This window comes from Acinetobacter sp. 1294596 (assembly GCF_000582925.1).
Classification (GTDB): domain Bacteria; phylum Pseudomonadota; class Gammaproteobacteria; order Pseudomonadales; family Moraxellaceae; genus Acinetobacter; species Acinetobacter radioresistens.
Map to the genome: position 1 here is coordinate 1 of NZ_JFCC01000061.1, position 14,556 is coordinate 14,556.

Sequence of the window (14,556 nt, forward strand, 5' to 3'; positions counted from 1 at the left end):
TCCCATAAAGTATAATTTCCTTAAAATCAAAAACTTATTTACATATTATTTAATTTATAATATAGAAAATATACTTCTATTCTGTATATTTTCTATAGATCATAAAAATCTTCAATACTATATTTTAATAAAATCTATTTAGCTATAGGTTGAGCAGAAAGCGGCACACCAAATAACTGGTCAAAAATCCAGTTAAAGGTAAAAGTATAAAAAGGAATAATAACAATTAAAGAAGCATCTAAAATAAATGCTTTGAGTAATGTAATTTCCATCCACCAGGCAATAAGAGGAATCAGAAAAACAATTAGGGTGAGCTGAAACCCTATTGTGTGGGCTATACGCCGTTTCACAGTACGGGTACGTATCGTTTGACGTCTTTCCCATGCTTCGAACATCAGGTTATATACCAGATTCCAAAGTGCCGCCATACTGGTCACTAAAATTGCTAGAGGTCCAGTATGGCTTAATGTGCTGCCAGTCAATAAAGCGAAACATAGCGAAGAAATTCCCATTCCGATGATTTCATAGCTAGTGATATAGACTACTCGACGTTTCATTCCTTGCATGAATGAGATTACCTGAACAAATTGATAAGATTCCCTATTTTAATTTCAGTTAGAATTATTGATAAAGTTAATAGCTTTCAGTTGAACTGATAACAAATGAATTTTAGTAGTGAAAATATTGAGTTATTTCTTGCTGTTCTTGATGCAGGCTCTTTTTCTGCGGCCGCACGAAATTTACGTAGGGTTCCGTCGGCAGTAAGCATGGGTATAGCCAACCTGGAGGCAGAATTAGGACTAATGCTTTTTGAAAGGACTCCACGCAAGGTTATTCCTACAGCTACGGCGCTGGCATTAGTACCCCAAGCCAGAATGATTTCAGAGCAACTTAGGCAGATGACGAAGCATGCATGTGAACTGTCTTTGGGCCTAGAGAATATTTTAAAAATAGGTGTCGTTTCTGATGTAAATAACCGGAAGCTCTTGCTGGCTATACAAAAAATTGCCTCAAAATATCCCCTGCTTCATATTGAAGTTATTACAGCGCCACAGGATGATATTCTACATATGCTTTATGCAGAACAGATCAGTATCTGTCTGGCCAGTTCCGGTCAAAATATTAAGATGCAGGAATATTTGCAGCTTGTTACTACAGAGACAGTGGTAGCTACAATTTCAGCAAACCATGAATTGGTACGTACAAATAAAGATGCAATTTTTATTGAAGATCTGATTAATATACGGCAGATATTAGTTGCAAGCACCGAGCTGGACATAACAGATTTAAGGCCTGTGATAGGTGCTTCTTACTGGCGAACCAATCATTTACAGACAGCAATTGATATGGTGGAGATAGGCTTAGGCTGGGGTAACTTTCCTTTATCTCTGGTAGAAGATCTGATTGATACTGGCCGACTAATCCAGTTAAATTTTAAAAATACACAAAATCAGCTCCCTATGCCGGTCTATTTGGTCTGGTTAAAAGATAAGGTACTTCCTAAAGCCTCTCGTGAATTAATAGAGCTGATCCGCGAAGACTGGTCAAAATAATGACTAGATTAGATTAAATAGGAAAATTTTTTCTTGAACTTTATCTTTTAAATGTAAAAATTAATCTACTTTGACATGATGCCAAAGCCATAATCATAAGCCCAAATAGATACTGTATCTCTATTGTAAGGTGTTAAAGATAAACGGCAGCCTTGCTCATGGGCAATTTGGTATTCTTATGAGCTCAGAAAGTTCGTTATTCCATAAATGGTTTAAGACTTTTAAAGAGGCATAGTAAAAACTTCTATAAACAATAAAATTATTAAAAACAGAATTATTGTTCAATAAATCATCCAATTTCATCTACATTATTAAATTAAAAAGGTATTATGAGCCGAAATATATCAGAATTTGATTAATTTATGATGTTCATGAGAAAACTGGGTAAGTCTCTTGACCTGGACTTGAGAAAATTAATACTTTTATTAATCGTATTCTGCGTATCTACACTCTTCTTTGTATCTTTAGGCGTAAGTTATTTAATCGTAAAAAACCAGTTGATCAGCAACTCTTTAGCGATTAACTCGGAATATGCAAATAAAATTGCTCTTAATACAGACAATCATTTTCAAAATATATTAAAAGAACTCAAGTACAGTGCTCAATCTTTGGGGAAAGACTTTAACAGTTTTGCGTTAAGAGAAGCAGAAGTTGATCGTCTTAAATACCAGTCAGATCACTATAACAGTGTAGTCATTGGTGATGCTGAAGGCAGGCTCATCAACTTTTCTCCCAACATTTTAAATATTGACCGGAATAAAATTCAGACCACGCCCGGAATTCAAGCCTCACTTAAAAATAAAAAAACTTATATTTCTTCACCTTATTACTCTGTAAAAGATAATCTGATTGTTTTCTTGTCCCAGCCTATCTTTGATAAAGATAATAACTATAAGGGCTTTATAGGCTCAGCCATTTACTTAAAACAGAAAAATATTATTAACCATCTCTTAACGATCAACTACAGTTATAAAAAGAGCTACATGTATGTGATTGATCAGAATAATAAGATTATTTTTCACCCTGATACAAAAAGAATTGGAGAAACTGTTAGGAATAATACAGGCCTGAAATACATGCAGGCGACCAAAAATGGAAATATCCGTTTGATAAACAGTCGAGGCGTAGATAATCTTGCCGGCTTTTCATACATCCCCTCAACCAAGTGGCTTATTGTCTCTCAGCAGCCCACTAATGAGTTACTTGAGCAGGCATCGACTATTATTTATAAAGTTACAGGCGGAATTTTCCTGTTTTATCTGCTTATTTTTTATATTGTCTGGAGATTTGCACTAGTTATTTCCAATCCGTTACATAACCTAGCCAATATGGCCAGTCTGCTGAATCAGCCTAAAATCGAAGAAAGAATCAAAAGGATTAATCCTTGGTACTATGAAGTCACCAAGTTCAAGTTATCACTTTTATTAAGCGCACGTAAATTTTCTCATAAGCTAACCGAAATGGATCATCGTATTAATACAGATCCACTGACTGGCTTATTAAACCGTAGAGGGATGCAGTTCTTTACAAAAGGAATGATAGATTCTAAAGTTCCTTTTTCTGTACTTCTGATTGATATAGACCATTTTAAACGTATTAATGATACGTATGGTCATGATGAAGGTGATGAGGTATTAAAAACTTTGGCTAAGATCATGTTGGAAAATTTCCGCAAAAATGATCTTTGTTGCCGTCATGGTGGTGAAGAATTTATTGTAATTATTCCAAATGTTAATAAACAAGAGGTCTATGAAAGTGCTGAAAGATTTCGCCATGCCGTAGAAACATATATTATTAATAATGTTGGCAGAATCACGGTCTCTATTGGTATTGCGTCGTGGCCCGAGAGCTCAAATAGTTTTACAGAAGTATTAAAAATTGCCGACAACAATCTTTACCATGCCAAAAATCATGGCCGCAACCAGGTAAAGCACAGCTAAAAAATATAATTCAGGAAATTTATGAATCAGCTATTTTAAAGCATAACTTTTAGAGTATCAGATATATAACTGATCCTTTAAGGGGTATGCTTTTTTATGCTATATAATTTTTACTGATTTTTTTCTCAACTGATTTTTTCACAATTGAAGTTACTTTGTTCTATATTAAGTAACCCTGCTTAATCTTGATGAGCAGACATTACGCTCTCTATTTCTATATTCCCCTTAAAACAATTAATGGCATACTGAACTATTCTATTTTTAAATATATAATAAATATTATGATATTTATCAGGATGAGTGTTCATATAACAGTTATTAACATTATCAGATATTTATTAAAAACAAAAACATGATTAAAATTTTTATATTTTCTTACTTGTACTCAGGCTGGATATTAATCCATATTTAATATACATGAGCAAATGCTCTACGCATCAGGTCTTTTGATCTATCGATTTTAGCGAGTTTTGATAATAGAGTTTAATTTTTATTTATTCAGACGTTATCATATAAGCTCTAGTTTTACACCTGATCGACTGAATATGGCTGAGCTTCTTATACCATTCTTTATAGCAATTATTCTATTAACAATAACCCCGGGACTGGATACAGCATTAATTATACGAACAGCTACTGTAGGAAATAAAAGTAAAGCATTCAATGCAGCCTTAGGTATTGCGTGTGGCTGTTTAGCATGGGGTGTACTCGTAGCTTGTGGAATAGGCGCTATTTTAGCTACCTCTGAACTTGCATTTAATCTGTTAAAATGGTTAGGAGCTGTTTATCTGGTATGGTTAGGTATTGGCTTGATTTTTAAACCTCGAACAGCTTTTGAGATAACGTCAAATCCTAACAGACAGGAAAATTGGTTTTTAAAAGGTTTGATTACGAATATATTGAACCCTAAAGTCGGGTTCTTCTATGTCTCATTTTTACCCCAGTTTATTCCAACTGGTGAAAATTCTACATATTGGCTTTTAAGCTTAGTAGCCATTCATGTGGGTTTAGGCATTTTATGGTCATTATTTTTGATTACTTTGATGAAACCTATTTCGAGATTTCTACAACAAGGTAAAACTCTGAAAAAAATTGATCAAATAACTGGCTCCATTTTTATATTGTTCGCGCTGAAATTAACCTTCACCAATAGATAACCCCCATACTATTTACCTGAATGACAATCATGCATTTTAAAAATTTAAACGTTTAACTTTTATAATAAATTTTCATTTGCATAAAGAGTGGGTTTAAGCAGTTTCTGTCTGGCCCACTTGGTGATAAGCACGATTAAAATAAACCAGACTTTGATCATGCTGGCTTTGTTGAATCGCAACAATAGGACAAATCAAAATAGTGTGAGTTCCCACTTGTTGAATTTGCTCAATCTCGCAGTCGAAACTTACCAAAGCATCTTCCAACACAGGTGCACCTGTTTCCAACTCAATCCATGCGCCATGTTTAAAGCGTTCTTCTGGCGTGAGTTTAGATGAAAATGCTTTTGAAATATGTTCGTGATGCGCGCCTAAAACATTTACCGTTAAAATTTTGTTATCCAGGAAATGTGCATGTGAGCTTGCAGCCTGGTTCATACAGACCAATAATGTCGGTGGTGTGTCAGTCACACTACACACAGCAGAGGCAGTAAATCCAAAACGGCCAGACATACCTGCCGTGGTCACAACACTGACTGCACTTGTGAGTAAAGACATTGCATTTCTAAAGTCTGTTGCCTGAACCATGACATTATTCCTAAATTGAACCGTACTTTTTCCTGTGTGTTTGCTATACCGCCCAACTCCATCAGGAAGGTACTATCGACATGCGTTCTGATTAGAACGACATGTAGCAAGTAAAATGAGGGTTACTTGTTTGATTATCAACTGCCATCAAAAAAGTAACCCTTTATACCACTTATTGGTAAATATTAAGCAGTAAGTTCCAATCCTGTAAGTTCTCTGCGAACGATTTCTGCACCTGCACTTAAGGCATTTAACTTGCCACGTGCCACTTCACGAGAAAGAGGTGCCATACCACAGTTTGTGCAAGGATAAAGCTTGTCAGAATCTACAAACTGAAGCGCTTTACGGAGTGTATTCGCCACTTCTTCTGGTGTTTCAATCTGGTTAGATGCGACATCAATTGCACCGACCATCACTTTTTTACCGCGAATAAGCTCGAGTAAATCAATAGGCACATGTGAGTTATGACATTCTAATGAAATGATATCAATGTTAGAAGCCTGAAGTTTCGGAAACGCTTCTTCGTATTGACGCCATTCTGAACCAAGTGTTTTTTTCCAGTCTGTATTAGCTTTAATGCCGTAACCATAGCAAATATGAACCGCAGTTTCACATTTTAGGCCTTCAATGGCACGTTCCAAAGTCGCGACACCCCAGTCATTGACTTCGTCAAAGAATACATTAAATGCAGGTTCATCAAACTGAATAATGTCTACCCCAGCAGCTTCTAATTCTCTTGCTTCTTGGTTCAAGATTTTAGCAAATTCCCAAGCCAGTTTTTCACGGCTCTTGTAATGACCATCGTAAAGCGTATCAATCATGGTCATTGGCCCAGGTAACGCCCACTTGATAGGTTGATTGGTTTGCTGACGTAAAAACTTGGCATCTTCAACAAAAACCGGCTTTTGACGTGATACCGCACCCACTACAGACGGTACACTTGCATCATAGCGATCACGAATTCGAACTGTTTCACGCTTCTCAAAATCTACACCATTTAAGTGTTCAATAAACGTCGTCACAAAATGTTGGCGGGTTTGTTCACCATCACTGACAATATCGATGCCAGCAAGTTGTTGCTCGTGTAATGCCAAACGTAACGCATCTCTTTTACCTTCAATCAAGCCTTCGTTTTCGAGTTTCCAAGGTGACCAAAGCTTTTCAGGTTCTGCAAGCCAAGACGGTTTAGGTAAGCTGCCAGCAGTTGAAGTCGGTAATAATTTTTTCATGACCAATGACCTGTATGTATATTAATTAAGAGCGTAATTTGCAGACCACTGCTCAAGAATCGCTTGGTATGGTTTGATAAATTGCTCTTCAACAAACTTCCCCTGCTCAATAGCCAGACGGCTACGTTCTTCTCGGTCATACACAATGCGAGTGAGTGAATAATCTTGATTCTTCAAACTTGGCTGATAATATTTACCGGCAACTGAATTTGCATTATAAATTTCAGGTCGGTAAATTTTTTGGAAGGTTTCCATTGTGCTGATGGTACTGATCAACTCAAGGTTGCTGTAATCACTCAACAAATCACCTGAAAAATAGAATGCTAAAGGCGCGGCGCTATTTGCCGGCATAAAATAGCGTACCATTAAGCCCATTTTTTGGAAATATTCGTCAGTTAATGAATAGTCTTCTTGCTTGTATTCGACACCCAAAACAGGATGTACATTTTCAGTACGGTGATAGACCTTACTTGTTGAAACGCTTAGGCAAATGACAGGCGCTTTTTTAAAGTTTTCTTTGTAAGTGTCTGAGTTAATGAAACTTTTAAACAGGTTGCCATGTAATTCACCAAAATTTTCTGGTGTGCTAAAGCTAGGCTGATCTTTATTATGATCGAGCAACAGCACACTAAAATCATAATCACGGACATAAGAAGAAAAATTGTTGCCCACAATACCTTCAATATATTTACCGGTTTTTTTATCGATAATATTGGTTTTCAATATTTCAATCAAAGGAAGCCCACTGCTATGGTTTTGCACATCAATATTCATTTCAACTGAAATGATTTTAAGCTCAACAGTATAGCGGTCGCCTTTAGGGTTGTCCCAATGAGCCAAGGCATTGAAACGATTATCAATCATGCATAATGTGTTGCGCAAATTTTCCTGACGGCTCATCCCTCTTGCCAAGTTAGCAAAGTTAGTGGTAAGGCGCGTATTGTCTGCTGGACGATAGTTTTCATCGAAACAAATACTTTTAATCGTAAACGTAAATTCTTTATTCATTGTGATCAGTACCCTAATTTCCGAGATAAACCTAAAAAATCTTTTTGCTCTTTTTAAACTTTCCAGCCTTATCAGTTTTGCGCCTTTTGGTCTTATCAAAAGTGAATTACTGGAGCGCTTCAGAACATGAATAGATTTATACCGCAATCACAACATGAATAAAAATGATTTAGTCTCATTGGAAAGTGAGTTCAATTCATGTTTAAAAACTAACGCTATTAGAATTAAAGAATATTGGTAAAAAAAATGAGATTTTTAAATTCTTTTCCTACTAATAATTTTTTAATTTTCTGCATGTTATAGTGTAGGAACTTATATTTATTCTGATTTAATCATCGTACTTATGATTTAAATCATACATGTATATGGTTATATCTAAGCAGATAGAGGGCTGGTGCATGATTTAACGGGTTGTAGCGTTATAATTTGAACTGGTAATTTTAGTAACTTATAACAGAGCTTAATCATCATTAGAAAAAATTTTCAAAAATAACAGTTTGATTTAAGAATTTTGAATATTACTGAATCTTTAACTGAGTTTTTTATATGGGCCCTTAACTGTACTTCTATACATCATAGCTAGCATGATTTTATTCAAGTTTTATCGCATAAAGATTATATAATTTAATATTCTTCTAGTGCTCATTTTTTGAATATAATCTATTTTTAAAGTCATATGTTGAATACCAATTGTTAAAGCTGCTTCATAATCAATTAGGGATTTTAATTGCCCCTTTTATTTTTATTGCCTCTTTAACAGGGCTACTCTATGGCTTAACGCCCCAGCTTGAGAGCTTTATTTATAAAGAGCAGCTATCCGCACTACATAGCCCAAACCATAAAACTCAACCTCTTAGTCAACAGGTTGCAGCTGCCTCAACTGTTTTACCTCATGATGCAAAGATATTTGCAGTTCGAACACCACAGACTTCTGAACATACAACACGCATTTTTTATCAGGTGCCCGACAACCCTGATACAGTTAAGGCAATATTTATAAATCCTTATACATTAAAGATCCAAGGTGAACTTCCTGTTTACGGTACCAGTGGAGTTTTACCTTTAAGAACTTTTTTAGACCAGTTACACCGCAGCTTATTACTAGGTGAATATGGTCGTATATATAGCGAATTTGCAGCAAGCTGGTTAGGACTATTCGCTTTAACTGGCCTGATTCAATGGTGGAGCTATCGTAAAAAAAATAAATCCATTCATTCACGCCATTCACGTATCAAATGGCATTATATTTTCGGTTTAACTGTATTACCGATGCTATTTTTCTTTTCGATTACCGGTTTAACATGGTCAAAATGGAGCGGAGCAAACATTGCACAACTTCGCCATTTACTCAATAGTGATACACCAACTTTGCATCTGGCATTAAATCCAAAAAAGATGAATGTGATAAATCCACATGCTGAACATTACATGCAGATGGATATGTCAGGCCAACACCTTTCAACTAAATTAAACTTTAAAGATTTTGATCGTATTGTCGAGCTTGCTCATCAAAATGGTTTAAACGCACAAGCATTACAAATTAAACCCAGTTATCAAAAAAATCGGGCCTGGTCGATAGAAGAAATGAATCATCGTTGGCCAATTCAAATTGATGCTTTAGCGGTAGATATGTCAACTCAACACATTATTGACCATTTAAGATTTAGTGATTTTCCATTATCTGCAAAATTAACACGCTGGGGAGTAGATTTACATATTGGGGTTCTGTTCGGCTGGCTAAATCAAGTTTTGCTAGTTCTGTCTGCAGCCATAATCTTATTACTACTAATATTTTCTTATCAGGCATGGTGGACTTACCAACGACCTTTAGATACGTTACGAAAGTTTAACCAAGACCTATGGCAACAGTGGAAAAATTGTAATCAATTCCAAAAAATTATTTATATCAGTATTTTATTTGGCTTATATTTTTTACTACCTGTATGGACGATAAGTGTAGTGCTATTACAATTAACTGCAATAGTGTTCCACTATTTAATTCTAAAAAAAATCCCATAAAAATTAAATGCATAAGTGATAAATATTTAATTTATTCGTGTCCCGTGAATAGATTTATACAGCTAATTGCTTCATAGGTTTTTCAATTAAAAATAATTGAGTAATAAGAAACCCCGGCATCCTGCCGAGGTTTCTCATATGGGGTTGCTAGATATAACTCCTGTCTTATCTCACAGTCCTGGTGCTGAAACTTATTATTGTTGTTTTATGTTCTGGAACATCCTGTTCCTTCATGACTTCATCATAAAAATATTCTCATCGACTGCATAGCAGTTATAAGCGCCTATTGATGTCAGTGAAAACTTACAAAATTTTATGCTCATCTATTTTATAAGTTAGATAGCCTGTTCCAACATATAACTGCTATGAAAAGCTACTTTCTTTTTTATCGTAGATACGTTATTAACGTTCACTCCTACCCTCTACTATACGTAGGGGGGTCTGTTCAAATGTTCCTATTTTCACATCAGCAGGAATATAGATTTCAGTTGCTAGAGGAACTTTTAATGCTGAATACCGTGTATCTACGCTCAGAGTAATTGCTTTTAATTTTTTGTTTTCATTATAGACAGGACTTGATACCCAACGTAATTGCATTACAGCATATTGCCCATTATCAATTACTAAATTTTGAGCCAGCTGTTCAGGTCTGGTACCATTTTCCAAAGGCAAAATCTTATCTTCTGAGCCATAAATTTTAACTCGTGGACGTGCCGGGAATTGGCATTCTGGTCCTTTATTATAAATTTTAATTTCTGTACCAGAATGTGACATACCATTAAAATCACCTGCTTTATTATCGACCTGAATAGTTAACTGCTCTGCTCGGCACTCTTGTACTGCAGATGAGTCCATGACCAACTGTTGTGGAGTTGGAATGAGTAAAATGGCCAATAATGGATTGGTGAATAGCATAGAAAGCTCCTAAAAGAGATAAAATACATTGCCTGACAGTTACAGAATTTTAGGTACTCCTTTGGTATTGAATTTAAAAAGTTCTATTTTTGATTCATGGGGATGATTAATAAGCTAACAACAACTGCAAAATTATATTTTTATTTATTAAGTATTGATTAGGTTAAAATTTAATTTAAACCTTTTTAAGCCACCTCTAGAATCCTTTAAAATAGTTTCTGCTTGATATAACAAACTAAAATTAAAATACAATTCTAAGATATACCTGATTTTGGGGACTAAAGATAAAAAAGACATGGATAGATCAAGTGATCAAAAAAATAATATATTTAAATATGTTAGCACTGGTAGTGACTTATAGTTCTTTATTCTACCAGACTACTATTGATGTTGAACGTCTAGCCGTCGATACAATCGAGAAGGATGAGGTAATAGCTGGAGGAGCACCTTTCCAATTTCTTATCGATGGAGAAATTTCGCCTGTAGGTAGCATCGGTATTGATCCTTTATCCTTAGTTATAGGTTTAGACGAGTTCCACTACCTATACTTTATTCTAGACTATATATTCTGGTTATTGATTCTTCTAAGTTTTTATTTTATTTATTTAAAATATGGTCACTTAAAGCGCACTTAAAACTATTTGGTGTTTAGTTGAATTACTTTATACAGGTGGTGTTCCAAGCCACGGTTCGGTTATTTCTTCTACTGCTTTTAATATAATAATTTAATGAAGAGTGTCTGGCTCAGTAACCTCCTGTCTATTTAATACTCATATTACTTCTCTTTTTTAGCAGAAATGAACAATCTGTTTTTATTCTTTCATATTAAATTCAAGTTAAGCAGAGACTTATAGCTAATAAAGTACTATAACGATAGACTATATTATGAAGATTATATTTACTTTTTAAAAACGTAAAATATAATCATTATCATAAAAATCTTGTGAAACTATATCCTGTGTTAAAACGTCACCTACTCCTCGGTTTGTTACCATTTAGCTGTCCTATTTTCGTATTTGCAAATGACCAAATTAGCTCATTACCTACTATCAGTTTACAGGCAACCAGCAAAACTGATAATGCTCATCTAGCCTATAAGGTCAGTACGGCAAGCTCTGCCACTCGTACTCATACCTTATTGAAAGATACTCCTCAGGCAGTCACGGTTGTTTCTGAAGCAGTCCTAAACGATATTCAAGCTACCCGCTTATCGGAAGCTCTTGATGTAGCAGGTATAGGGCGGGCAAATAACTTTGGTGGTCAAGGTTTAACCACATTTACCTCACGCGGGTTTACCAGCGGCGAATACTACCGAAACGGTTTTCCAATTAATCGTGGTTATCCCAATGCACCTGACAGTAATACCATTGAACGTATAGAAGTATTAAAAGGTGCATCCTCTAGTTTATATGGCCGTGGTGATCCGGGAGGTACATTCAATGTCATTAGTAAAGTACCCCATACTGAACAAAAAACAACTTTAGGTTTGAGTGTTGATCATGAGGGCCTGTTGCGGGGCATTTTAGATACAGTCGGTGCTTTAACTGAAGATGAGAGTCTTATGTACCGCTTAAATGTCATGGGAGAAAACGGAAATACTTACCGCGACCATGTTAATTTAAAGCGTTGGAATATCGCACCTGTTATTCAATGGAGTCCTTCAGACACCACTAAAGTGACCTTAGAAGCTGATCTGTTACGTAACCAGCATGCTTTAGACCGGGGTTTTACCCGCTACGAAGGACAAAAAAGATATAATTTTGACCCGGCAGAGTACTGGTGGGAAACTGGCAAGAACCGGAATCGCTTATATAATGATAATGACATGCTACAGTTACGTATTGAACATACCTTTAATGATGACTGGACACTTAATATTGGTACTCAATATTTAAATGGAAATCTGCATGGTTATGCAGTTGAGGCAAATGGCATTAAAGCTGACACAGAGGGTGAACTACTTACCCGTAATTATAACTGGCGTAATTTAGATTGGATTGATAAAAACTTTCAGGCCAATATAGTCGGTAATTTCAATTTATTTAATTTAGAGCATACTTTAATTTCAGGCATAGAACTTGAAGATTATGATTATAAATCTTTTATTATTCGTTCGAAGGATCATTTTGATTTAGATATTAATCATCCATATAAACCACAATCATTGCCAGAATTAAATAATATAACCACCCACGACCGTGAACAATTAAAAAGCCAAGCTTTATTTATTCAGGATCAAATTCATCTGACTGATCGTTTAAACACCTTGCTTGCTTTACGCTTGGAAAGCTATCAGCATGATTATCACAACTTTATTTCTAATACCTCTTGGTCTACAGATAACCATGCTCTTATTCCGCGCATTGGTATGACTTATGATCTGACCGACCAACTGACAGCATATGCCAATATTAGCAAATCATTTAAGCCTAACTCCGGAGCAGATCGTAATAATCAGGGCTTTAACCCTGAAGAAGGTATTTCTTATGAAATAGGTACAAAGTACACATTACTAGATGAACAGCTTTCTTTTGACACTGCCATTTATTGTGTAAAAAAAGAGAATGTTTTAACTCTTGACCCAACAAACTCGACTAAAAGTATTGCTGCTGGAGAGGTATCAAGTAAAGGTTTTGACTTAAGTCTGATAGGCAATATTATACCGGCGTGGAAAATTATAGGAAACTATTCATATGTCGATGCTAGTGTAAATAAAGACAATACCTTAGAAAAAGGAACACATCTAGCCAATATTCCTCAAAATTCATTTAATTTACTCAGCATTTATGAATTTAAATCAGGATTATTTGATGGTTTAGGCATAGGCATTAATCAGCGCTATATTGGTAACCGAAAAGGTCAGACTGCAAATAATACTTATACGATGGGCAGTTATGCAACAACTGATTTAATTTCATACTATAACTTAAATCCTGATTTAAGATTCAGCTTTGATATTAAGAATATTTTTAATAAAGAATATGATGATAGTGCTTTTAACCGCTATGTATATCCTGGACAACCACGCACTGCAAAGTTAGGTATTACATACAGTTTTTAGTTAAAGAGCGCAGATATTCATTCTTAATTCCACTTTAAATAATAGGTAGCATAATAAGCCTTATTTCTGATTTTCTAAGTAAGAACAATAAGGCTTCAATTAACTAAAAAATACTGATTTATGAGAAAACATTTCTAATATACTTATAAAATATCTATGAGCAAAAGATTTTCTTCGGATTAGATATCTAAAATAGAAGCTAAAGAATAGGATGAGTATTTATCAAACTTTATCTAGCCTATTTACTTGGTGCAGGAGATATTATTAGTAAAATTCTGTTTATTGTATAATTTAATCTTATTATTAAATTATACAAACTTAAAAGGCCTAGCATAATGAATGCTAGACCTATTTAAAAAATATAAATATATGGATGATTTTAATGTTACTTCATCATTGAAACCATTCGTTCAGCCATTTGTAAGTGTGTAGCAACCGCACTACGTGTTTGAACAAGCATGTTCTTTAAGTCAGAGTTTTTAGCATTTGGAATCAATTTTTTATCGATAACCATGAGGACTTTACGATGTACTTCCACTTGGCTCTTCATATAATCTTTATCAGTGTCAGAAGATGATCTGTTAAGTTTATCAACGATCTTATCACTGTCACGCTGTAATAACTTGCTAATCTCACTGGTCTCTGGTGTTAGCATCAGACGAGTTGCCAGTGCTTGACCTTTTTGCTCATTCGCTGAGTGTTCACGAATCATCATCTGAGCATATTGACGGACTTGAGCCATTTTTAACTTTGGCAAGGCCGCGTTTGCCTGCATAATCTCGCCATTGTTGGCAGTACTCAATATTTTAATAATCTGGTTATCGGATAAGTCTTCATGCTTATCATGCCACATTTTAGAATGATGTTTTCGATCATCCATAGAGTGATGGTCTTTGGTTGTACTTTGGCATGCAGTCAGGCCTAATATACTACTAAAAGCAATACAGCTGACTATCTTTTTCACTGTTATAGTTTCCACTTTGGCATCCTTTTAGAGTTTTATTATTGAAGTAACTTTTTTAAGATAGTCTAATTAAATCGGAAATAATGTACTTTTTCAGTTGCTTTGTTAGATAAATGTATAAACAT

Annotated in this window: 12 protein-coding genes; 6 read left to right on the plus strand and 6 right to left on the minus strand. The window is 35.0% G+C overall.

Translation table 11 applies throughout. The features are described 5' to 3' along the window. Positions 1-134: 134 nt before the first annotated feature. A complete protein-coding gene (locus J502_RS14690; RefSeq protein WP_005406313.1) occupies positions 135-566 on the minus strand; it encodes a PACE efflux transporter in 432 nt (143 codons plus the stop codon). A gap of 96 nt (positions 567-662) precedes the next feature. Between J502_RS14690 and J502_RS14695 the strand changes: the two genes are divergently transcribed. The 3 genes from J502_RS14695 to J502_RS14705 all read left to right on the plus strand — a co-directional run bounded on the left by J502_RS14695 (position 663) and on the right by J502_RS14705 (position 4,650). Then, positions 663-1,553: a LysR family transcriptional regulator gene (locus J502_RS14695; protein WP_005406388.1), complete on the plus strand. Its 891-nt coding sequence runs from the start codon at positions 663-665 to the stop codon at positions 1,551-1,553. Positions 1,554-1,924: 371 nt separating this feature from the next. Beyond that, positions 1,925-3,493 (plus strand): sensor domain-containing diguanylate cyclase, encoded by a 1,569-nt coding sequence (locus tag J502_RS14700; protein WP_005406476.1) that lies wholly within the window; start codon positions 1,925-1,927, stop codon positions 3,491-3,493. Positions 3,494-4,038: 545 nt separating this feature from the next. Beyond that, a complete protein-coding gene (locus J502_RS14705) occupies positions 4,039-4,650 on the plus strand; it encodes a LysE family translocator (protein WP_005406251.1) in 612 nt (203 codons plus the stop codon). 93 nt (positions 4,651-4,743) lie between these two features. On the opposite strand, the gene J502_RS14710 is transcribed toward J502_RS14705, so the two are convergent. The 3 genes from J502_RS14710 to J502_RS14720 form a co-directional block, all read right to left on the minus strand. Continuing rightward, entirely contained in the window at positions 4,744-5,235 is a 492-nt protein-coding gene (locus J502_RS14710) for a flavin reductase (protein ID WP_005019766.1), read from the minus strand. A gap of 185 nt (positions 5,236-5,420) precedes the next feature. After that, positions 5,421-6,464, minus strand: coding sequence for a methionine synthase (locus tag J502_RS14715; RefSeq protein ID WP_005406260.1), 1,044 nt, complete (start codon positions 6,462-6,464; stop codon positions 5,421-5,423). Between the two features lie 21 nt (positions 6,465-6,485). Continuing rightward, on the minus strand, positions 6,486-7,472 hold the full coding sequence (locus J502_RS14720) for a DUF1852 domain-containing protein (protein WP_034684845.1): 987 nt from the start codon (positions 7,470-7,472) through the stop codon (positions 6,486-6,488). A gap of 690 nt (positions 7,473-8,162) precedes the next feature. On the opposite strand from J502_RS14720, the gene J502_RS14725 reads away from it, so the two are divergent. Then, complete coding sequence (locus tag J502_RS14725) at positions 8,163-9,491, plus strand: PepSY-associated TM helix domain-containing protein (RefSeq protein ID WP_005406473.1); 1,329 nt, start codon at positions 8,163-8,165, stop codon at positions 9,489-9,491. Between the two features lie 402 nt (positions 9,492-9,893). Here J502_RS14725 and J502_RS14730 read toward each other — a convergent pair whose 3' ends face one another. Next, on the minus strand, positions 9,894-10,406 hold the full coding sequence (locus J502_RS14730; protein ID WP_005406390.1) for a hypothetical protein: 513 nt from the start codon (positions 10,404-10,406) through the stop codon (positions 9,894-9,896). A gap of 335 nt (positions 10,407-10,741) precedes the next feature. On the opposite strand from J502_RS14730, the gene J502_RS17235 reads away from it, so the two are divergent. Both J502_RS17235 and J502_RS14740 read left to right on the plus strand, forming a co-directional pair. Further along, a complete protein-coding gene (locus tag J502_RS17235) occupies positions 10,742-11,041 on the plus strand; it encodes a hypothetical protein (RefSeq protein ID WP_005406274.1) in 300 nt (99 codons plus the stop codon). A 323-nt stretch (positions 11,042-11,364) separates the two neighbouring features. Next, positions 11,365-13,467, plus strand: a complete 2,103-nt coding sequence (locus J502_RS14740; protein WP_034428841.1) for a TonB-dependent siderophore receptor — start codon at positions 11,365-11,367, stop codon at positions 13,465-13,467. 385 nt (positions 13,468-13,852) lie between these two features. Here the strand turns inward: J502_RS14740 and J502_RS14745 are convergent, their stop codons facing one another. After that, positions 13,853-14,446 carry a DUF4142 domain-containing protein gene (locus J502_RS14745; protein WP_034684848.1) on the minus strand — a complete coding sequence of 198 codons (594 nt, stop codon included), beginning with the start codon at positions 14,444-14,446 and terminating at the stop codon, positions 13,853-13,855. Positions 14,447-14,556 lie beyond the last annotated feature (110 nt).